The sequence below is a fragment of the Bacteroides ndongoniae genome (assembly GCF_900108345.1).
GTDB lineage: Bacteria > Bacteroidota > Bacteroidia > Bacteroidales > Bacteroidaceae > Bacteroides > Bacteroides ndongoniae.
Window position 1 is genome coordinate 2255916 of the sequence record NZ_FNVV01000014.1, and the last position, 15220, is coordinate 2271135.

Below are 15220 nucleotides of genomic sequence, written 5' to 3' on the forward strand. Positions count from 1 at the left end.
TCTATCCATCTTTTAGTATGATTTTACCTTCTTGAAATAATCTCTGTTTGTAACGACGGTGGTTGCGTATATTTTCGGTATGTTTCTTCCGGTCATATTTATACAAGCCTTTTGCCTTGTTCTCTCTCAGCAGTTCCTTGTTCCGCTCTTCGCTTTCTGGGTTCACAATGAAGGTTATCAGCCTGCGGCTGACACCGTATTCCCGGGCAAGCTGGCGCTGGCTGACAGCTTCTGTCATGTAACGGTGGAAAATTTCAGCCTTCTGAAAAGGAGTGAGCTTCTGCCTGCGGTCATATTGTGTCCCGCTGATGATTATTCCCGAGCTTTTGTATGGCATAGTGAAGTCTGTTTTTCGTTTGTGGTCCATGAATGGTAGATGCGTTGTTTGCCATCTAAGGAGAGTAGAAACCAGCGGCTATAAATCCGTTCCAGCGTTTCGGTGTCGTGCCCGTATATCGGTCCCAGTTCGTTTGCAAACATCGCCGCTACCTTCAGCCTCCTGGTATCGGACAGCTTCTCCCACCAGCGGCAAATGGTCTTGTACTGCTTCACGTCCGTTACAAGGTCCGGAACCGGAGCGGAGGAGATATATTCCGCCTCTTTGCCGCACGGTGCCTGCCAGAACCCCTGTTCGCAAAGAGCGCGTTGCTCGTCACAAACCCGTTCTGCAAAGGATTTGAGTGCCATTTGGAATATCTTTCTTTCCAGTTCCTTACGTTCCATGGACAGTTCATGCACACCCACGTTCAGCCCGTGCTTATTGCGTTCATCCGGGGAAAGCTTGTTGCTCAAGGCTTTCCTGACCAGTTCCAGCCGTTCTTTCAGAGGGCCGTATTCGTTGTTATCTAAATACCGGTTAAACAGTTCCTGTTCGTTTCCGGGCAGTATGAATATATTTTCCATCATGCATCATTTAAGTTATCGGATGTGAATAGGATATATCGCAGTGGATAGCGGGTGTCGGGGTGCGGAAATAGCCACGAGATCCCGTGCCGTCAAGGGGCGCAGAAAAACGGCATCGAACTCCTGAGTATCGTCTTCACGGATATCTCGGACTTCAATGATCCATGTGCCTTCATAGCGGCACCAGGCAATCACCTCCAAAATCATTTCCTTTCTGTAGTCAGCCGGTCCGTCCCCGAAACTTTCACGTATCCGCTTAATTGCATCGTCTGTCAGCCGGACAAATTCCCCTTTGCGGAACGGAGCTTCCGGCGTAACGGCAGGAGCCAGCATCTGCCAGTCTTCATGTCCGTCCAGGTCTTCCACAGCCATTGCGTAGGCTTTGTATTCAGCTTCGGTCTCGAAATGTCTGGTTATCACATATCCCCCGGATTCGGCCGTGCTCTCCACCGACGAGATATCCCCGGTTTTCCTGTATATGCTTACAGTATCCTTACCGAGTAGAACTTTTACTGTTATCATTATTGCAGATGGTGTGGTTTTATTATAAATGGAACTCCACGTCTTCCTCCTCGAACTCCGTGTCGTGGTCCTCGTTGTACCCCTCGACGGTCGAACCAGGGACATAGGTCTCTCCGCCAATCCCATAACGTCCGGCATCGAGCAGTTTCCGAAGGGTTTCGGTGTCCCCGTTTAGAATCCTTTCGATGTCCTCCCGGCTGCCCCGGACGCTAATTCCGAGACGTAGCCAGAGATTTTCCTCTCTCGAGGTGTCCGCCTCTTCCGACCGGTGGCGTATGATATGATAATCACTCCATCCGTCGGCATCGTTTACCCCGGCGATGTAGGCATTGTACTCCGCCTCAGTCTCGAACTCTTTCTCGTCCACGACGCCCCCGTTATCCGCCAGCCATTCTTCAGAAGGCAGTTCATTGTTCTCTTCATATTCCCGTACGGCGTCCTCGCCGAAAATCGTTGTTATCTTTATCATGTGTCTTTGGGTTTTGAATATTTGTTATTTAATGGTTATCAAACTCGTTTGCCCGAACCGGTTTGATTCGGTTCGCAGACAGCCACCCGGTTTCCGGCGCGTATCAGTTTGGGGAGATACACGTCCAGGTCACGAAAAGAAAACCGCAGTTCCTTGACGCCTTTCCCTTGCCCGTCGACGCGTTCGGCGGTGGCAATGCCCAAAATGCCGGAAGCGGCGATGGCATCATCCTCATACAATTCACAAGATTCCCCGTTTCGGAAAATGTACAGGGCATCCGGGTGCGCCGCTTTCATCTCGCGGTATTTTCCCATCATGTCGGAAACTCCCGGGACATTTCCGTTCCCCGTTACATTCCGGGTCTTCAGTAGGTTCCTCGTGGCGTCGATGTCGATGAAATTCGTCCAGCCGGCTTTATGAAGTTCGACAGCAGCTTCCCGCAGGGATACCTTCCCGTTCTCGACCTCCTCTTTCAGGGATTCGAGAATGTTCTTGATTTTATAATCATTCATCATATTTTTTATTCTTTGGTTACATTGTTACTTGTTCCGACGGTATTCCGGTCAAGGGGAAAGCACCCGTGGCCTCCGGTAACCCGTCGATACACTGCCCGTCGTCAGGATTTCCCCGACAGGTAATGCCCGATGGACTTGTAACGGTTAGGAATGTTCGCGTTCTCGTTGAAACCGTTCAGGCAGTGGAGCAAGGCATCTTCGAGCGTGACATAACGACGGTCGAAAGTTTGGATATTATCCAGACAATAAGCATTTACAGCGTATTTGAAAGGCGCGTACATCCTTTCGTTCTCCCGCTTTAAAATGACAAACCAGTCGAAATGGAGTTTCAAGCGGAAACCGTCGCTCTCGCCGACTTTCATCAGCCGCTCTTTGTCGAGAAGCCGCCGCACGAGTGTGGCGTCGAGCTGACGGGTATACTCCCTGTACGCCTTGATACGGGCCGTGTAAGCCGCGGCATATTGTTCGATGTCCGTTTCTTTCAGCCGATGTTCCGCCGGGTAAAAGTCCAGCACCTCTTTCGTCGTGACGGGAATTTTCAGGTCGTCCACCCCGATCTCGTAGGTCTTGTTTTCCAACACGTCGTGGAACTCGAACCCTTGAATTCCCATGAGGGTAAATTCTCGCGTCGGGTCAGGGAGCGCAAGTGATTTGAGCTCTTCGAGGTCGCGGCACACGGCCACGACCGGATACTTCTCGACCACGTCTGACGGGCCTCCGATGCGGATATACGCCTTTTCACACCCGTCGTAATCACCATGCCGGACAATGTCGCAGCAGGTGTAGTTGGGGGCGGCACGATGCCGCGCCGTATATTCCGTCCAAAGCTTGTCCAGCCCGGCTTTTACTTCGTCAGGGTCGGTCAGGGCAACGTTGCCGCACTGGCTGCACCGGCCGTCCGACAAGGCGTTGCGGGTAAATTCGAGGAACTGTCTGGTGTTCGGGTCGATGACGGCGGTACATTTCACTCCAGTGCCGCCGCAGATACTGCATACGATTGACATAAGTTTTTTGATTTGTGTATTTATTCGTACAATCTTTCTTTTTGACGCTTTTTCAAGGTCATCCGGAGATATTGCATCAGTTTCCCGCAGGGACACAGGGCATGTTCCCGTTGGCGGGCATAACTCAGGTCCCCGTTGGAGAGAACCATGCCTTCAGCATTGAGACAGAGGTCGCCGTAAACGTAGTTCTCCTCCGTAAGATAAATCCCATGAACAGGGTTCGGAAACCCCTCCGTGCTGCGGCCTTCCCGGAAAAGGAAGATACGCTCGGCCTGTCCCCGGACTCCGAAAAAGGGATACGGGGAAAGTGCCGCGAGCGTGGCGGCATGCTCTGCCGGATCATGGAAGCGGTCGTCGCTCATTTCGAGCATGTGGCCGGAGTCCTGTTCCTTTTCCTCCTGGTACTCGTACAGTGCGGCGCAGGCTTCTATGAATTCCTCCGAACGGGATGTGGCAGAGCCGTTGGTTACGATATAAAAGTCATTGACAGTAATACCGTAGGCGCGTACCCGTTCGAGGATATGGCGGATGGCCCGGACGTTAAGCGACGGCTCGCCGCCCGTGATGTTGAAATGGTGAATATGCCTGACATGCCGCAGCAGGTTGCTTATATGTTTCAAAGGGATATCCACGGATTCGGCATCTCCCCGCATGCAATGGGTACAGCGCATGTTGCAACGTCGGGTAATCTCGATGCAGAGATTCTTGATATATAGTTCTCTCATATTCGATGTAGTTCGGCTTAGGTTTCATCCGGGATTTCCTTTCCCGTGTAAGGATTATACAGCGGTGTGTTGCCAACTGCCTCGGCGTCAATAGCGAAACTGCCACGGCCTACGTCGTAGAAGAGTTCCAGCTTTAGTGGCGTTGAAGCGATGACTTTCTCAGCCTCGGCTTGTGACAGGCCTGAATACATCAGGCATTTGACACGACACCGGAACATTTCCGGATTGGTTTCCGGCGTGGTAACTACATCAACGACCTCGCACACTTCATCCGTGATGGCGAAGCGGTCGGGATTGGGTGTGCCGTTCCTTCTAGAGCCGTCCGATGCGGCATGTCCGGTGATTGAATGGTTCCGCACCTTTTCGGCGGGATAGGTCTTATCGCCTTTGGCGAAATACGACTTGCCGGAGGCGACACAGGCATGATAGATTACGTCGTGGACCTTTCGTCCGTTGTCAAGTATAATTGTATAGACCGTTCCCTCCTGCAAGACAGGAACGGCATTCGGTTTATGAGACATAAGATTTGTTTTTAGCTGTTTATGAATTTCGGTCTTGCACGCCGCATGATGTGTAGGTCATCGTAACCGATGGCTCTCAGTTCGGAAAGCGGGTTGCGGTACTCCTTTTCATGGGCTGGCCGTGTCATGGCGATCACGCCCGCATAGTCGGCTGCGCCATGCTGGCCGACATGCATGTAGGAGGTTATTTCACCCCGCCGTCCGCTCCACGGTATGTCCGGGAACAGGGCGATGACCTGTCCGTCGGGATAGCGTCTAAAGACCACCTTCGTCATTTTTCCCGCAGATTTCCGTGTCGATTTCATAGTCCCCGTAATTTTTGAATTCATAGTCCACTTCGCTGATAATTTCGTCAACCTCTTCGTCCGTTATTTCATCAGCCTTCGGGTTGTCGATATCGAGCCGTACGGTCAGGTAAATGGTTCTTGTTGCCATAATATCATACATTTTTTAGTGTAACAAAGCCGGCTTATGACGGACCGACGGTATATTTCTCTATCAGCCGCTTCCGGTACGCCTTGTCTTTTCCGGCGGCAAGGCTTGCCAGTTTGCGGATATTCCGGTTGGCTTTTTCCGCGACCTGCTCCACTGTCGGTCCGGGAGTCATGAAATCACGGCATCCGGCACCGCAATACCGCTGCTTCCCCTTGACCGTCCTGCCACAGGCCGGACACCGGCGCTTGCCGTCACGCTCCAGCACTTCCAGAATATTGGCATGAATGCCTTTCCACCATTCAATACGGTCTATGTCATAATCGTAGACGGTTATCGTGTTCCCGAAACTGCGGGCTTCGACCTCAACGGCAATGCCCTCATTTTCAAGGTAAACCTTCAATACCGGGTCTTCGTGAGGCTCACAGTGCCTGTCATACCAGATGATATAGGTGGGATCGTCCAGTTCGTCAGGCTCTCCCAGACAGAGTTCCGTAAGGCCGTTGTTCACGAGAATGTTGCGGATGGCGTCTTGTAAATCTTTGATACAGTCCATTGATATTTCGTTTTATGGTTGTTCCTCATTCGTCAGTTCATCTCCGAAGCGTGGCCGACGAACTGGAAGATATCGGCGTATTGTTCGCTGTAGATATAGAATCCGTCCCGTTTTTCCCCGGTCTCCGCATCTATTCCGTCAGCAAGGAGATATTCCCCGTCATCCGTCAGGTAGACATCGGTAAGCTTGATACGGGGCGTGTCGTGCTTCCCGTACAAGGTTGTCGTGACGGGGAAGTTGTTGTCATCGAGTTCCTCCTCTTCTGTAAGGCCGAGTGATACGCGGCCATATTGTGCCAGGAACTCCAGCATGAATTTCAGCATGGCTTGCTCGGCCTCGTGCAGCCGTCCGTCGATAAAGGCGTACTGGGTGGCGAACAGATGCAGCTTGTCGGCGCTCATTTTGTCCGGGGCTTTGCCCGGCTCCGCATTGTCTTTCTGTATTTTATCCATATCTGTCATATTGTTGGTTTCATGTTTCCAGCGGGGTGAAGGAGACGGTCAGTATCACTTTCTCGTCACCCAGGTTGAACACTTTCAGGCAGTCGTTACTGATAGTCCTTTTCAGGATGTCTCCCCGGTATCGGGAATTGCGTACCTTGAAGGTAAAATCATCAATGAACGAGCTGATGCAATGAAGCACGTGGTCGAATTCTTCCTTACCATACCGTTCCATTTCAGGGAAGATGCCTTTCAGATGCGCCCGCAGGCTCAATATGTAGTTCGGGGTCTTGCCCGTGATTTTTCCCGAGTATGTGATTTTGTATTTCCTGTCCATGATATGCCGTTCCATTTAATCGTTACTGTCATACCAGCCCTCGATCTCATCGAAATAGCCGTTCGAGTCCCATTCTTCCAGCAAGGTGGTCGGGTACGTCCATTCAAGGCTGTAAAACAGATCCTGGCACACCTCTTCATTACCCTTGCACAGGGCGAGCAGTGAGTTATGCGTGAAACAGCCGTCACTGCTCTCCGACACACGCCAGTCCTCACGGTCTTCTGCCGCGTATTCAGGTACATAGCACACTTCATCGGGGCGGTTGAGAAAGGCATCCTCGTTCTTGTAGATGTTTCCTTCCCCTCCGTATTCCAGTTCATAGAACACACCTTCCGGCGTTTCTATCCTGTTGCCAATCTCTATCATAGCGTTACCGTTTCGTGGGTATATATAATCACCATCCGGGAGGAGAGCACCTTGTCGCGTACCGTGGGGTTGGCGATTGCCCAATCGGAATGGAAATGCATGTCCGGAATGGATGCGGTGTCCACAATATCGCCCCCGTTTTCCAGATGGAGATAATCCGGCTGATACAGGTCGCAAAGGAATTTGCCGTCCGTATCGCTGATGGCGTATATCTTGCCGTCGAGTGCGGCCGTCATCTCCTCCTCGCTGCGGTAGACCAACAGGTATTTACAGCCGGTCTTCATCTCTTCCGCAATCCGCTTATGCAGTTCTTCAGGAGATAATTCACGCAGTCTTGACACGACCGCCCCGATACTTTCCACGGCATCGTAGCTGTCCAAGACATCATGGCAGGTCGTTTCAAACTCCTCTTTCGGACGACCCGCAAAATTGATGGTACGGACTTCCTGCCCGTGCCCGCCGAGCAGGTAAAAGGGCGTACCGTTCCATTGTTCCTTTCTGACAGAGAGCGGCCGGGAGCATTCCCGTGTCTGCCGGTTCACAACGGCATACAGTTCCAGACTTTCCCCGCATTCCATACGCAGGATATGCCGGGCGAACTCCGTAAATGTCATGATTTTGATTCCTTCCCCGTTCGCCGTGAAGAAATCCTGTCTTGTCTGTTTCATAAATCCGTTTTTTTAAGAGTAGGTAATCGTTTTGTATAAGGGGTGGAATACTCACCTCGTTTTGAAAAAAAAGACCGCCGCAGCCGTAGCCGCGACGGCCCGTCATCATTATGGCATGTGATGAACAGGTTCTATTTTCGTTATTCGGCCTCGTAGTACGGTACGCCGTGCCTTACCACTGCTTTTTCCATTTCTTCCCACCAGATTTCACTATGGCGGTCATTGTCAAAATCTATGGGCTTTCTTTTACCGAGCCGCAGCCGGTCCCGTGTCTCCATTTCCGTTTCGTACACAATCTGTTCCATTTCTTCGTCCGTAACATGGTAGGTATCGAACGGCTCCGGCAGAGATTCCAACTCCCTGCGTGACAGCTCGGATTGCCCGCAGGTGAAAACCTTGTCATAGAAAGCGTCATCTTTCGGCGGCAGTTCGGGTTCCTGTTCCGGCAGCACATCCAAATAATCCGACTCGTACAGGTAGTTTTCGTCGCGCCCCTTCGTCTGCCGGTTGTTCTTGAACTCTTCCAGATCACTTTCCGTCAGGCGGAATTCCTTCTTCTTACGCCGCAGGTACTCCATCATGTTTTCGAGGGAGGAGAACGGGGCTATGAGCTCCATGGAAGAACGGTTGTGCCAGGCATCGCTCCGGTACAGCAGGTAGACCTGCGGGCGGTTCCGGGCCGCCTCCTTACGGTATTCGCCGAACTCATACAGGGCGTTGTCGAAACTTCCGAATGCCAGCCGGACTTTGTCTTCGACGGATATGGACTCCCGGCATTCCTCGAAACGGCGTTGCACGTATCCGATGAAATCCACGTCTTCCAGAGTCTCCATGACCGTGCTGTCATCAGTCGAGAGCGCGATGTCAGCTCCTGCGAAATTGTCGGCTGACAGCACGTGTTTCTCTTCATTGTATTCGTCTTCCGCCCTGCAGACGGCCAGACCGGGCGTTTCTGCCTCGATCTCCACGACCTTACGGAGCGTCTCTTCGATAGCTATCCGGTATTTTTTCATTGTATGATGTTTATTTGTTTCAGTTCACGTTTGTAGTTTCTCAATGACGGCTTGTGCCCTTTCTCCCTTACGATCTGGCGCATCTGTGCAAAGGTGTATGCCTTCTCCATGTCCAGGCCGTAGTCCGTGGCGAATGCCGTCATTCCGATATAGCAGAAGCCGAACTTCCGGTGCAGCATGTCGGCCGTATAAGGAGTCATGTCTTCCGCCAAGGTTACGGGGACAGCCATTCCCCGGATCTTGAACTTCAAGCCCTCGATAAGGGTCCCGCAGTTGTCGCTGTGGTAGGTCAGGTCCCTGCGGCGGGCGCAGTAACCGATGGTCTCACCCATGAAGGTGTTGCGGAAGATTTCCGTACGGTTCAGGTCCTTCAACTTCTCGACACCGTAATAGCAGACCGCCTGTACGGCTTTCAACGCTTTGTCCACACGGGGTTTGACAAAGCGGGGGTCGTTTTCCGCCACGATCTTTTCCAGCCACGTGCGGTGGAAGGTTCCGACAGGCACGTCGAACACCTTCTCCGGCGTGCAGTATTTTGAATCCGACCGCGTCATCATCAGATGTGCCGAGGACGGCTCGTATTGTTCTTTCAGGTAAAAGGCCAGACAGGTATTGCCGACTTTGCAGTAAGTATAGTCGTCACGGCTGTTTTTCAGCGACAGCATCGTGGTTTCCCCGCCGTAGAACTTCTCGGGCAGTCCGGTCTGTCGGCAGAACTCCGTGAGGAAATGTCCGGGGATGGCATGTGCATAACTGCGCTCCTGGTAGCACTCCTTCGCCATTTGCGGAGTGATGAACCGTTTGGCAAAGTCACAGATATGGTAATGACCGTAATCATACGCCGCCTGCGTGTTCGCGGAGCTCTGGAACTTTTTGGGCATCTGGCGGAACCAGCGGAAACTCGTCCCGTGCTCCATGCAGTAGTCGACAAATTCCCGCGTCCATACATTTTCAGGAAATTCGGGACAGTTGCCGTTTCTTCGGATGAATGCCTTGCACACTTCCACCGAGAGCAGGGATTGTTCAGTTTCCTCGTCGATATAGCAGTTCGTCTCCCGTTTGCTGTTATCGATGGCAATGACCAGTCTTTCCGGTGTCTTGAACCGCTTCGGCAACTCCCCGAACATGTAAGGGTGTTTCTCCATCAGCCGGTCCGCCAGCATGTCGTCCAGATATACCGACAACGGCTTGAAAAACTGGGGGTCTGTGATGAAGTTTTTTCCTTCGGTCGAACAGACAGCCGCATGGAGAATCTCATAGGAATAGAACCGGGCGGGAACAAGCGAGAGGTCATGTTCCGCCATCTTGCGGTAGTATGCCGCAGTCTTGAAACGGGACGGCACGACGGCATCGGTAACCGTGCTCAATATTTTCATCCCGTCGAGCATCCCGTAATAGAACTCTTGAGTCTTTACCTCAACGGGGACATATCCGAGGATAAGCCCCGTTTTCATGACGGCGTCTGTCCTGCTGTCCGTGTAATACGGGTCGTAAATATAGCTGCGCAAGGCCAGGTATGCCAGTTGCGCATCCCAAAGGCGTTCAGGTATGAAGGCGAGAATGTCGAAATCCCCGCGTCCGTTTCGGATGACCGCTTCTGCCATTTCTCGGGTAACCATTGCTTCGGGAACGGCCGTGATATTCTTCGGTTTTTTGCGCATGGCGTAGTCACAGACTGCTCCCGAACGGTACGCCTCCGGAATATTGCGCAGCTCGAAGCTGTGCCAGCTCTCCGTGCTGCCCGCGATGATTCGTTCTATACGTCCGGGTGTGAGGAAACGTCCCGGAATATGGCTCAGCACCTCTATTTCCTTGCTTTCGACGGCTGCTTCCACGATCTCTTCCGTGAACAGGTGTTCCGGCAGCCATTCTATGGCCGATACGATGTTATTGTGCCGCATACAGTTTCTTTTTAAGGTTGGACGAACGGACGATTCTCACAAGGCGGCACCCCCGGTAGACATAGAGTATCCTGGATTCCCGTTCGGCGAGTTCCTCAAGTCCCTGCCAGTGCTGCGGTGTATTTATCTTTTCGAGTCGGACATGGTTGTTCACATATACCGTGATCGGTTTCATGCTGTCATGGGAGGGCGTATCTTCGACGAAGAGCGGCTGTTCACAGTATTCTCCCTTGTCCATGACATGCCATCTGCCGTTATCGAACAGGAGGCACGTGTCCTCCATGCGGCCGAAAATGTCTGCGTTGTCCGCGATGCGTGATGCGGATTGCCGCGGTGTTTCCCGTCCGTCACGGATCTTTGAAAAACAGTGGACGGTATCGCCGGTTCCTGTCCATTTTCCATAGGGTGACGGTCCCAGTTTTTGTATGTCGCCCAGCGACAGCAGGGCATCTACCCGTCTGTCATTGGGATAGAACACCCGGAGTTTCCTCACAAGGTCTTTTGAAAGCGTCTCATGGAGCGCCTTGATGTGCCGGACACTGCCGTCCGGCAACAGTTTTCCGATTTGTATGCTCATAATAGTGCTATCTCTTGTTGTTGAAGTATAGCCGGGTCGTCCTTCTTTCGATTGACAGTCCGGCTTGAAAATTATGATTTACAGAAGTCTTCGGACTGGTATCCGGCCATGTCCGGTACGGAACCGCGTGTCATTCCGTCCTGTCGTCTTCCCGTCTTTTCATTTTCAGTTCCCTGCCGGTTGCCGTGCGGCAGAGCGGCAGTTTCCCGGAAGCGGTTTGCTTGCATCCCTCGACGAGCCGTCCTTCAGACACCATTTTCCCGTACATTTCCCTGATATAACGGTATGCCGGGGAGGTGTTCGAATAAACGGACTTCCCACGGAGTGTCTTGACACGCAGCTTTTCGACGAGTATTTCCAGCACCTGCTCCCGGCTCTTGTACAGGTTCCGGCGCTTGGTGCGGAAGGCGTCGAGAAAGACACCCCCGATAGTCATGTCATGAGTCTTGTGGTAATACGCGAGTTCTTCCTCCTCCGTCAGGTCGAGAATCTCGCCGTAAGTGTCAGTACGTAGGTACCGGAAGGTCGTTCCTTGTGCCAGAATCTTCTCGATAAGCTCCATGTGCTCTTTAAGAACAGGGCCCGATAACGATTGGGGATGACAGTACAGGCATGTCTTTCCGAGATACACCTCGGGACAACCGTCTTTGTATTTGTTTTCCTTGATGCTGAACCCTGTTTCCGTGAAAAGGCGCTTTACCTCGTCGAAGAAGCGTCCGGCTTTCTCTTCCGGCATGCGACCGCCGTCATAGCCGGACTCGACGCGGAAGTATGTGTCGATATATATCGGTGTGTCCATTTACAGTTCTGATTTTGATATGTTATATAAAGCATAGCCCGGAACCTCCCGCTCGGGTTCCGGGCATCGTTGAAAATATTCTCATAGACGTATGGAATCGAACACTTTGTCGATGTCCTCCTGCGCCAGCCCGATGTAGCGCCGGGTGGTTTCCAGGTTGGAATGGCGGAATATCTGGTTGAGCAGGATCAGGCCCTCGGCCGAGCGTCCCATCAGCTCGTAGACATAGCGCCCGAAAGTCTTGCGGAAGGTATGTGTGGAGAATGCCCTGATCGGCAGCCTGTACCTTACCTTGAATACCTTGAGCAGCCTGTTGATGTATTCCAGCGAGTAAGGTTTCCCGGTACGCGGGCTGAGAAAGATGTACTGTTCGGGGGCGGGTTGTCCGAGCATCTCGTACAGGAAACGGTTCTTCTCCTGCACGTCCCTGTTGAACTTGATCAGGCGGTTTTTCTTTGTTTTCTGCTCGATGCGGGTCATGGTGCTTTTTCCTAAGATGTCTTTCCAGCGCAGGGTCCTCACGTCGGAGGCCCTGCATGCCGTGCAGAACGACAGCCAGCAGTAGGTCTCCCACAGGTACTCGCCGTCCTTCTCAAGCCCGCGGACCAGCCTGTTATATTCCGCTATGGGCAGGTAGTCGGCTGTCGTCAGTTGTCCCTTGATTCTTGTCACGTGGCAGCCTTTTAAGATTCCGGCAACCCTTCCGAGAGCATCAGCTCGGCCAGCGCCCCGTTCTGGGGAATCATGGCCGGAATGTCCGTACGTCCGGGCTTGTAGATTTCGGTTGCCACGTTATAGATATCCCACGCCGTGAGCGTCTTCTTCTCTTCGGTGAGTTTGAGCAGGTCCTCGGTGAAGATGGAAATCTGGGACTGGTTCAGGGGATAGGTCTCCACCTTGGACGAAAGACGCTTGTCGGAACTGTCATGCGATACGCGCAATGCTGTCAGCAATCCGATGTAGGCGTACATCTCCACCGGGGTAATTACTTTCGCTTTCAGGCGGCGGATGCGTTCCCTGTCCTCGTTCATCTGTACCTCGAAGTTCGAGAGCCACTCGTCTACACGACCGAAAAGCTCTTCGGTGGTGACTTTGTCTTTCCCGTAGTTCGACACACTGCGTTCGGGGGAGAGGATGCACTGGTTGTGGCACACCCTGACGCACGGGCCGATGGCCGCCTGGATGCCGTCCTGATGGAAGGCGATGACAAGCGTCGTGGTCAGCTCGTCCGTTTCCCATTCCTTAATGCGGATGGTCGTATAAACGCGGCGCAGGATATGCGCCTCGACGGCCATCGCCCCGTACTTTTGTTCCACCTGGGGCAGGACGACCACGCCGGGCTGTGCCTTGTTCTTGTTCTGGGCGGCGAAGATTTCCTCCACCTCGTAATTCAGGTTGTGTTTCTGGCAGATGTCCGCCATGCGCTCTATCACCTCGTAATGGTAGATTCCCTTGAGCGGGTTGCCATAGATGTCATTTTCCTTGTGTGTGCGCCGGAGCGTGTCGAGCGTCATCACCTCGACGTTGTTGTTCTGGAAATCGAACTGCACGGGGGCGGCCGTTGTTGCTAATGCTGTTGCCATAATGATTGATATTAAAAAAGTTATACAATAAGAAAGGCGGTGAACCGTTGTCCATCGCCTTTCCGGAATTCATTTTGCGGTTTCAGGCAGGTAACGCCTGCATATCAGGTCCGTGATACTCGGGTAATACACGTTGCCATAAGTTCCGTATGGTCCGAAACGGGCAAGGAAGCGGAAGTAAAAATCTACCGGACGCCGGTAGCTCGTCTGTATTTTGGTTTTCAGCAGGCGGTAGGCGTACTCGTCAGAATTTTCCACCTTGACCTTGCGTCCGTTGAAATAATAGTTTCCCTCCTTATCTGAAGAAAACGATACCTCTTCCTTTGCCGGACGCTCGCCGGCAACGACCCTGAAGAAGTCCTCCAGGGAGCGGCAATCCTGGTATTCTACCGGAATCGTGTCGCCCTCTCGCAGTTTCACGTCCAGTTTGTCAAGCAGTGTCTTGATGGCGGGCGTGTAGATATTTTCGGATTGGAAGCATCTTGTATCCCGCCAGTATTTCTCGAAAAGAGAGCCGGTTTCAAGGAGTAGGAACAGGGTTTCACGCGCTGTCTGCGGTTTATCGGCCAGATATGGAATATACTCGGTCACCAGTATGGAAAGTGAAAGATACTCCTCCGGTTGCAGTTCGCTCTTCTGGTGCAGGTTACAGTGCCTCTCGAGCAGGGAGTCGATGTCGGCTTCCCGCAAGCTTTCGTCCGTCCATACCAGGCAACCTTCTTTCTTGCAGGCGGGACATTTATCCGCTCCATACGGCAGGAGCATCACCTTGCCGCAATCGGAACAGGTGACCAGGTCGCCTCGTTCCGTATAAACATCTACCGTTTCCATTCTCAATCCTCCGCGTAAGGCCATTCAAGGCAGCAGTCATTGCATACGGCCACGCCCTCGTCACTCAGAATGTCAATATCTGTGCCCCCACATTCGGGGCATACCGGTACCTTTTTCTTGTCCATTCGTCGCTCTGCCGCTTCTTCCGTCAGAAGCAGCGGCACCCAGTATGCCGATGTGCCGAAATCCCGTATCCCGTTTTCATCCTGTATGGGTTCACAACCTTTCGTTCCCATGTATTTCTGGGAGTCCGGCCAACACACGGCACGGTAACACTTGTCCCGTTCGGGAGATTTGCCGGTATGGCGTATATAGTCTTCCTCGGGCACGTAAAGCGCCCCGTTCTCCCCGCTTCCCCATGCCGGATAACCGGTTCCTTCTTCCTCGAAAGGAGCACTTTCCTCGGGAAATTCCACGAGTGCATATAACTTGTCATCCCATGCCAGGGAACACTCGCCGCAGTGGAACCGACTTTCGTGAATATCATAACGGATATTTTCCGAATTGCATTTCGGACAGATAATGTCTTTTGTTTTTACTTTCGGGAAACTCAGGATTTCTCCGGCAATGATTTCCATGCTGGGCCAGAACAACTGTTCGCAGTAATCGTCGGCCATCTTTTCCGCCAGATTCTGCATGTCGTCATCGCTGATCTTTTCCACATCGAAACCTTGTCCTTCCAGGTCATCGCGGTGGACGGACGTGATAGGGAAATACCCGGCGTTCAGCTCCCGGATAAATTGTCTTTCCTCTTCTGTCGGTTCGGGTAAGTTGTTGAAATATTCCCTGAGCCGTTGATAAAGTTCTCTTACCATAATTATATTCCTGTTTTTAATCTAATATCCACCAGTCGAGGACCAGTAGTTCCGGTCCATGATTTTTTCAAGTTCGAGGTCGGAACGTTCTTTCCAGAGGTCGAAGTCATCAAGCAGCTCCGTTCCGTCCTCCAGAGAAAGCACAGTATCCTCATTGTCAAACAGATAGTCTTGTATGTCATATCCGGACGGATAACGGTTTTCCCGGATGATTTCTTCTGCAATTTCCTTGTCCATTCGGTT

At 52.3% G+C, this 15220-nt stretch carries 24 protein-coding genes; all 24 read right to left on the minus strand.

Features of this window, described 5'->3' with window-relative positions; translation table 11 throughout:
• Window position 1: 1 nt before the first annotated feature.
• Window positions 2–337 carry a helix-turn-helix domain-containing protein gene (locus BQ5591_RS20030; protein WP_004293678.1) on the minus strand — a complete coding sequence of 112 codons (336 nt, stop codon included), beginning with the start codon at window positions 335–337 and terminating at the stop codon, window positions 2–4.
• A complete protein-coding gene (locus BQ5591_RS20035; protein ID WP_008143060.1) occupies window positions 313–906 on the minus strand; it encodes a hypothetical protein in 594 nt (197 codons plus the stop codon). The genes BQ5591_RS20030 and BQ5591_RS20035 overlap by 25 nt, the downstream gene beginning before the upstream one ends.
• A 12-nt stretch (window positions 907–918) precedes the next feature.
• Window positions 919–1323, minus strand: coding sequence for a hypothetical protein (locus tag BQ5591_RS20040; protein WP_229120435.1), 405 nt, complete (start codon window positions 1321–1323; stop codon window positions 919–921).
• A 124-nt stretch (window positions 1324–1447) separates the two neighbouring features.
• Window positions 1448–1894: a hypothetical protein gene (locus BQ5591_RS20045; protein ID WP_004293675.1), complete on the minus strand. Its 447-nt coding sequence runs from the start codon at window positions 1892–1894 to the stop codon at window positions 1448–1450.
• A gap of 38 nt (window positions 1895–1932) precedes the next feature.
• A complete protein-coding gene (locus BQ5591_RS20050) occupies window positions 1933–2409 on the minus strand; it encodes a MutS N-terminal domain-containing protein (RefSeq protein WP_008143055.1) in 477 nt (158 codons plus the stop codon).
• A 101-nt stretch (window positions 2410–2510) separates the two neighbouring features.
• Complete coding sequence (locus tag BQ5591_RS20055) at window positions 2511–3413, minus strand: hypothetical protein (protein ID WP_004293673.1); 903 nt, start codon at window positions 3411–3413, stop codon at window positions 2511–2513.
• A gap of 20 nt (window positions 3414–3433) precedes the next feature.
• Window positions 3434–4138: a radical SAM protein gene (locus BQ5591_RS20060; RefSeq protein WP_008672671.1), complete on the minus strand. Its 705-nt coding sequence runs from the start codon at window positions 4136–4138 to the stop codon at window positions 3434–3436.
• 17 nt (window positions 4139–4155) lie between these two features.
• A complete protein-coding gene (locus BQ5591_RS20065; RefSeq protein ID WP_004293671.1) occupies window positions 4156–4659 on the minus strand; it encodes a hypothetical protein in 504 nt (167 codons plus the stop codon).
• An 11-nt stretch (window positions 4660–4670) separates the two neighbouring features.
• Complete coding sequence (locus BQ5591_RS20070; protein ID WP_004293670.1) at window positions 4671–4934, minus strand: hypothetical protein; 264 nt, start codon at window positions 4932–4934, stop codon at window positions 4671–4673.
• Complete coding sequence (locus BQ5591_RS20075; RefSeq protein WP_004293669.1) at window positions 4915–5094, minus strand: hypothetical protein; 180 nt, start codon at window positions 5092–5094, stop codon at window positions 4915–4917. Before BQ5591_RS20075 ends, BQ5591_RS20070 begins: the two co-directional genes overlap by 20 nt.
• A 34-nt stretch (window positions 5095–5128) precedes the next feature.
• Entirely contained in the window at window positions 5129–5647 is a 519-nt protein-coding gene (locus BQ5591_RS20080; protein ID WP_004293668.1) for a hypothetical protein, read from the minus strand.
• A gap of 32 nt (window positions 5648–5679) precedes the next feature.
• Window positions 5680–6099, minus strand: coding sequence for a hypothetical protein (locus tag BQ5591_RS20085; RefSeq protein ID WP_004303935.1), 420 nt, complete (start codon window positions 6097–6099; stop codon window positions 5680–5682).
• A gap of 19 nt (window positions 6100–6118) precedes the next feature.
• A complete protein-coding gene (locus BQ5591_RS20090) occupies window positions 6119–6439 on the minus strand; it encodes a hypothetical protein (protein ID WP_004293666.1) in 321 nt (106 codons plus the stop codon).
• Window positions 6440–6790 (minus strand): hypothetical protein, encoded by a 351-nt coding sequence (locus tag BQ5591_RS20095; protein WP_004293665.1) that lies wholly within the window; start codon window positions 6788–6790, stop codon window positions 6440–6442.
• Window positions 6787–7458 carry a hypothetical protein gene (locus BQ5591_RS20100; protein ID WP_004293664.1) on the minus strand — a complete coding sequence of 224 codons (672 nt, stop codon included), beginning with the start codon at window positions 7456–7458 and terminating at the stop codon, window positions 6787–6789. The genes BQ5591_RS20095 and BQ5591_RS20100 overlap by 4 nt, the downstream gene beginning before the upstream one ends.
• Before the next feature lie 140 nt (window positions 7459–7598).
• The gene (locus BQ5591_RS20105) at window positions 7599–8471 is read right to left on the minus strand and encodes a DpnD/PcfM family protein (RefSeq protein ID WP_004293663.1); all 873 of its coding nucleotides are present in this window, start codon (window positions 8469–8471) and stop codon (window positions 7599–7601) included.
• Window positions 8468–10372 (minus strand): hypothetical protein, encoded by a 1905-nt coding sequence (locus BQ5591_RS20110; RefSeq protein WP_008143046.1) that lies wholly within the window; start codon window positions 10370–10372, stop codon window positions 8468–8470. Before BQ5591_RS20110 ends, BQ5591_RS20105 begins: the two co-directional genes overlap by 4 nt.
• Window positions 10359–10949 (minus strand): hypothetical protein, encoded by a 591-nt coding sequence (locus tag BQ5591_RS20115; protein WP_004293661.1) that lies wholly within the window; start codon window positions 10947–10949, stop codon window positions 10359–10361. The genes BQ5591_RS20110 and BQ5591_RS20115 overlap by 14 nt, the downstream gene beginning before the upstream one ends.
• Window positions 10950–11079: 130 nt before the next feature.
• Window positions 11080–11748 (minus strand): hypothetical protein, encoded by a 669-nt coding sequence (locus tag BQ5591_RS20120; protein WP_004293660.1) that lies wholly within the window; start codon window positions 11746–11748, stop codon window positions 11080–11082.
• Window positions 11749–11829: 81 nt separating this feature from the next.
• Window positions 11830–12420 carry a tyrosine-type recombinase/integrase gene (locus BQ5591_RS20125; protein ID WP_004293659.1) on the minus strand — a complete coding sequence of 197 codons (591 nt, stop codon included), beginning with the start codon at window positions 12418–12420 and terminating at the stop codon, window positions 11830–11832.
• Between the two features lie 11 nt (window positions 12421–12431).
• On the minus strand, window positions 12432–13331 hold the full coding sequence (locus tag BQ5591_RS20130) for a DUF932 domain-containing protein (protein ID WP_004293658.1): 900 nt from the start codon (window positions 13329–13331) through the stop codon (window positions 12432–12434).
• Between the two features lie 69 nt (window positions 13332–13400).
• A complete protein-coding gene (locus BQ5591_RS20135) occupies window positions 13401–14186 on the minus strand; it encodes a hypothetical protein (protein WP_004293657.1) in 786 nt (261 codons plus the stop codon).
• Window positions 14165–14977 (minus strand): hypothetical protein, encoded by an 813-nt coding sequence (locus BQ5591_RS20140; protein ID WP_004293656.1) that lies wholly within the window; start codon window positions 14975–14977, stop codon window positions 14165–14167. Before BQ5591_RS20140 ends, BQ5591_RS20135 begins: the two co-directional genes overlap by 22 nt.
• A gap of 21 nt (window positions 14978–14998) precedes the next feature.
• On the minus strand, window positions 14999–15214 hold the full coding sequence (locus BQ5591_RS20145) for a hypothetical protein (RefSeq protein ID WP_004303944.1): 216 nt from the start codon (window positions 15212–15214) through the stop codon (window positions 14999–15001).
• Between the last annotated feature and the right edge of the window lie 6 nt (window positions 15215–15220).

What these genes read in the sequence shown, in the direction of transcription:
- BQ5591_RS20045 (WP_004293675.1), bottom strand. Translation starts at nt 1,894, where the DNA reads ATGATAAAGATAACAACGATTTTCGGCGAGGACGCCGTACGGGAATAT.
- BQ5591_RS20105 (WP_004293663.1), bottom strand. Translation starts at nt 8,471, where the DNA reads ATGAAAAAATACCGGATAGCTATCGAAGAGACGCTCCGTAAGGTCGTG.
- BQ5591_RS20135 (WP_004293657.1), bottom strand. Translation starts at nt 14,186, where the DNA reads ATGGCCTTACGCGGAGGATTGAGAATGGAAACGGTAGATGTTTATACG.
- BQ5591_RS20100 (WP_004293664.1), bottom strand. Translation starts at nt 7,458, where the DNA reads ATGAAACAGACAAGACAGGATTTCTTCACGGCGAACGGGGAAGGAATC.
- BQ5591_RS20115 (WP_004293661.1), bottom strand. Translation starts at nt 10,949, where the DNA reads ATGAGCATACAAATCGGAAAACTGTTGCCGGACGGCAGTGTCCGGCAC.
- BQ5591_RS20120 (WP_004293660.1), bottom strand. Translation starts at nt 11,748, where the DNA reads ATGGACACACCGATATATATCGACACATACTTCCGCGTCGAGTCCGGC.
- BQ5591_RS20035 (WP_008143060.1), bottom strand. Translation starts at nt 906, where the DNA reads ATGATGGAAAATATATTCATACTGCCCGGAAACGAACAGGAACTGTTT.
- BQ5591_RS20085 (WP_004303935.1), bottom strand. Translation starts at nt 6,099, where the DNA reads ATGGATAAAATACAGAAAGACAATGCGGAGCCGGGCAAAGCCCCGGAC.
- BQ5591_RS20030 (WP_004293678.1), bottom strand. Translation starts at nt 337, where the DNA reads ATGCCATACAAAAGCTCGGGAATAATCATCAGCGGGACACAATATGAC.
- BQ5591_RS20080 (WP_004293668.1), bottom strand. Translation starts at nt 5,647, where the DNA reads ATGGACTGTATCAAAGATTTACAAGACGCCATCCGCAACATTCTCGTG.
- BQ5591_RS20065 (WP_004293671.1), bottom strand. Translation starts at nt 4,659, where the DNA reads ATGTCTCATAAACCGAATGCCGTTCCTGTCTTGCAGGAGGGAACGGTC.
- BQ5591_RS20110 (WP_008143046.1), bottom strand. Translation starts at nt 10,372, where the DNA reads ATGCGGCACAATAACATCGTATCGGCCATAGAATGGCTGCCGGAACAC.
- BQ5591_RS20060 (WP_008672671.1), bottom strand. Translation starts at nt 4,138, where the DNA reads ATGAGAGAACTATATATCAAGAATCTCTGCATCGAGATTACCCGACGT.
- BQ5591_RS20145 (WP_004303944.1), bottom strand. Translation starts at nt 15,214, where the DNA reads ATGGACAAGGAAATTGCAGAAGAAATCATCCGGGAAAACCGTTATCCG.
- BQ5591_RS20140 (WP_004293656.1), bottom strand. Translation starts at nt 14,977, where the DNA reads ATGGTAAGAGAACTTTATCAACGGCTCAGGGAATATTTCAACAACTTA.
- BQ5591_RS20075 (WP_004293669.1), bottom strand. Translation starts at nt 5,094, where the DNA reads ATGGCAACAAGAACCATTTACCTGACCGTACGGCTCGATATCGACAAC.
- BQ5591_RS20070 (WP_004293670.1), bottom strand. Translation starts at nt 4,934, where the DNA reads ATGACGAAGGTGGTCTTTAGACGCTATCCCGACGGACAGGTCATCGCC.
- BQ5591_RS20095 (WP_004293665.1), bottom strand. Translation starts at nt 6,790, where the DNA reads ATGATAGAGATTGGCAACAGGATAGAAACGCCGGAAGGTGTGTTCTAT.
- BQ5591_RS20055 (WP_004293673.1), bottom strand. Translation starts at nt 3,413, where the DNA reads ATGTCAATCGTATGCAGTATCTGCGGCGGCACTGGAGTGAAATGTACC.
- BQ5591_RS20050 (WP_008143055.1), bottom strand. Translation starts at nt 2,409, where the DNA reads ATGATGAATGATTATAAAATCAAGAACATTCTCGAATCCCTGAAAGAG.
- BQ5591_RS20090 (WP_004293666.1), bottom strand. Translation starts at nt 6,439, where the DNA reads ATGGAACGGCATATCATGGACAGGAAATACAAAATCACATACTCGGGA.
- BQ5591_RS20130 (WP_004293658.1), bottom strand. Translation starts at nt 13,331, where the DNA reads ATGGCAACAGCATTAGCAACAACGGCCGCCCCCGTGCAGTTCGATTTC.